Origin of the sequence: Bacilliculturomica massiliensis (genome assembly GCF_900605495.1) — a bacterium.
GTDB classification, from domain to species: domain Bacteria; phylum Bacillota; class Clostridia; order Peptostreptococcales; family Anaerovoracaceae; genus Bacilliculturomica; species Bacilliculturomica massiliensis.
The window spans coordinates 1-3764 of sequence record NZ_LR027589.1 but is presented as its reverse complement, the minus strand read 5'-3'; the positions used below and the strand labels follow the sequence as shown (position 1 = coordinate 3764).

At 45.6% G+C, this 3764-nt stretch carries 2 protein-coding genes; one reads left to right on the top strand and one right to left on the bottom strand.

The annotated features are described in order from the left end of the window. The coding region (locus E0E37_RS18455; protein WP_165445134.1) for a hypothetical protein at positions 1–721 on the top strand (721 nt) is incomplete at its 5' end. Positions 722–968: 247 nt separating this feature from the next. Here the strand turns inward: E0E37_RS18455 and E0E37_RS00445 are convergent. Beyond that, positions 969–3581 (bottom strand): S-layer homology domain-containing protein, encoded by a 2613-nt coding sequence (locus E0E37_RS00445; protein WP_130861013.1) that lies wholly within the window; start codon positions 3579–3581, stop codon positions 969–971. Positions 3582–3764: the final 183 nt, after the last annotated feature.

Genomic DNA, 3764 nt, shown 5'->3' with positions numbered 1-3764 from the left:
CACCGATCACGACAGTGAGCTGTACAGAGTGAAATTCGATGCTTCCGGAGACATCAAACAGTTCGATTCCTGGAACAATGGAAAAGATAAAGTAAACGTTGCAACGATCACTGTAGATGAAAACAATGTCAAAGATGTGGCGATGAACAATCGTACATTCACTGCAAAAGCGGGCGATATTACGAACAATGCCTACAATGCGACGACTACGGCTGTAACTACCACTGACAAGACGTCGTTGACGATTGACAGAGATGCGATTGTATATGTATACGATAGAGTGGACGATGAATGGCAGATCGGCAACACGAGTGATCTGAGATCCTTGAGTGCTACTACCACTATCACGTTCTACGATGTAATTGATGAAGATGGCATCTATGATATCATTCTCATTGATGAGAGCCAGACAGCTGGTTCTACGTCTTCAAAACCGTCGACTACAGTCTCCACAGATATTATCGTAACTTCCAGCCCGGCATTCGGATGCACTACTGCGTCCATCAGCCTGCCGGATGGAGCTGCGTATGTAAAGTCTGTCATGACGTTCAATGGAGTACAGTTGGCCAATGTTGATTATACTTTAGACGCAGACTATAACTTAGGATTGACGGCTACTGGCTTGGCTAAGACAGGAATTACTGCTGGTCAGACTGGAAGCATCACTGTCGTATTTGATAATGACGCGAAAGTTACAGTAAAGGTCAAGTATCTTCAGTAAAAACTAAAAGTATTTTAGAATGGGTTAAAGAGAGTGTGCAAAATTAATTTTGCACACTCTCTTCTTATATACGTAATGATAATATTAATTTAGATAATGTATTGTAGTTCATAGGCTACAGGTGCAACAAAAGAATTCCCCAGGCGACATCTCTCGATGTGCCGGGGGAATCCTTTTTTCGAGACTGTTTGTACAACAGTCTCTACTATTGTAGTTTTTATTCAGTACAGTCGGAACAACGTTTTCTTTAGATTGTGCCGGCGTTGTTTATCGTAACGATATCAAAGATACCATCCTCGTCAACCGCGTCATAGAAGTTAACGATCGCACCAACCTTGAGACTTCTCAAATCACTTGTGCTTCCAAGCTGCCACTCGTCATCCTGCTTGTCGTACACATATACTACAACATCGCTGTCAATAGTAATAGAAGCTGTTGTGGTTGCGGCACCTAAGGATCCGCTGCCCGCCGGAGCAATGTTGAACGGAGTGATCGCCAGAGTATTTCCAGTCAGGTTAAAGGTACGATTGTTGTATACTGCTGTCGTAGACGCATTCATAGTCATAGTAGCTGAATACTTCTCGTCAGAACCACCGCTCCAAGGATCAAAGCTCTTGATGTCTCCGTTAGAGTCAAACTTGATCATGTAGATAGCAGAGGTGCTGGAAGTGCTTACACCATACTTATCAGCGCCGTTAGATTCCGTACCATTATAGGTTACTTCCTTACCGTCGATCAGCATGTTATAGTAAGCGCCTGCGTCGGAATTATTCTTGCCCTTGGAATTAACCAGACCAAATACGTCGTCAGCGGAAGCGACATCGTTCAGCAGCATGGCTACGATTTCCTTGTTCTTGGTATCGTATACATAGTATGCATCAGTGGTATCACTGTCAAGAGCCTTGTCGTAAGTGGTTACGCCATAGTCGTCTTCATCATCACTGAGAGCTCCCGGAGTAGCAAAGTTATTCGCAGTGTAGTTAAACAGCACCGCATTCTTCGCTACAGTTTTGCTTGCAAAGTAGCCCTTGGAGCTGATGTTGGATCTGCCAGTCGTGAACAGGAGATCATCAGCAGCATTTGAAGCCGCACCGTCAACGTTCAGAGAGGTGATGACACCATCCTTATCCAGTCCATATCTTACAATGGCACCAGTGGTAACGTTTGCTGTCCAGGTTACGGAAGAACCGGTGCTGATAATAGCAGCATCTTCGATTTCATCCTCGTCAACGGTGAAGATCTTGTGGGTCCCATCGGCCAGGAACAATTTAATCTTGGCGTCTGCGGAAATCTTTCCGGTTTCTTTATTTTCAGTCTTCAGTACGATAGCGAATTTGTCAGCCTTGCTGCTGGTCTTTTCGGAATCATAGATATATCCGTAAGCATCCAACGTCAGCTCAACTTCATCCCCAGCTTTGATAGCGTCGGTGCCCACTTCTCCGGGGCCGCCGTTGCCGGCCAGTTCGTTAACCGCATATTTGTAAGTCTTTCCGTCGATGGTAACCTTCGTTCCGCCACTGTTAACCTTCGAAACTTCACCGGTCACCTTTTGGGTCGGTCCAACCGCGATTCTTGAGATATTGTTGTCGCTGGCTGTTTTGTAAACATAAGCAACCATATCAGCCTTGATGTCATCTAAGGAATCAACACCGATTAATTCGAATGTATCAAGATCGATATCTTCGTTGTTGTCCTCATCAAAATCGATTCCTAACAGCTTGTGATTGCTTTTGATATCTGCAACATCATCAGCTTCCAGTACACCATCTGCGTTTACAGTCCAAAGTGTCACGGAATATACTTCGCTGATTTTCTTTCCAGTCAGATCTACAGCCATGGTGTAGTTCGCACCTTCTGCCGTGCTGACTGGATAGCTTCCTACAGTCTCGCCGTTTTTAAACATAACGGCACTGGCTGTAGTAGTTGCGCCAATGTCTGCCAGAGCCTCAGCCTTCAGTGTATATTCAGTACCATCCGCTGTTGTCAGAACATCAGACTTGATGGTTCCTGATACGAAGGAAGAGAAGATCTCTTTAATCGCAATGATCTCCTTGTCGGAGTTCATGTATGCGCTCACCAGTGCGCCCTTGTACGGTGTCAGGTTGATTACGGAATCCTCATCGCCAGTTACGATGAAATTCTCATCGTCATTGTCGTAGTATCCGCCAACATTGTACATTTTGGCGCCCAAACGTTCCAGCATGGTATCGTACTTGACCGGGGTAGCATTTGCCGCACTGATTACAGTACGCGTAAAGTTTCCATCCTTATCGACCTTACCGATGGACTGATCCAAAGTCTGATACAGCATGATCGCGATATCGCCTCTGTTCGCACCGCCGGAACCGGTCTGGATGTCATCAAGAATTCCCAGGACCTTCGCTCTGGATACGAAGCTGGCCGGATAGGTTCCGTTCAGGGATTCGTCGGTATAGCCCAGAGCTTTGATCAACATGGTGGTAGCCTCATCGTAGGTTACGGTAGCGTCGGGATCGAATACGGTCTCGCTTCTGCCGCTGATGATTCCCAGTGTGTTGGCGTAAGCGATGTATCCCTTCGCCCAGTGGTTCTTGCTGTCTGCGAATTTAGGTACAGCATCGGTCTCTTTCAGGCCGAGAGATTTGATGACTAGGGATGCCATCTCCGCTCTCGTTACTGTCTGCTCCGGCTTGTAGGTTCCGTCTTCATAACCGGAAACTACGTCCAGGCTGGTCAGCACACGGACCGCATCCTCGCAGGCCAGACCGTCGATGTCGCTCAGCTTTTTATCGCTGGGAGTCGTCGCGGTGGCAGCGAAGCACATTCCAAAGCTTCCCAGAACCAGAGACAGTACCAGTACAAATGAAAGTACTTTTCTCATTTTGAAATTCCTCCTTTAGAAATTCTTCGAAGGGGAGTTTATTCGTTTTTGTTTATTCAAATCATCCTCCCCTTCTGAAGATAATTTGACATTATTCAAGTTGTTGTAAATGGTTGTAATGTTTGAATTTCATGGATTTTTTCTGATTGATAATGATGTAATACAATTTGAAGAACAAACATA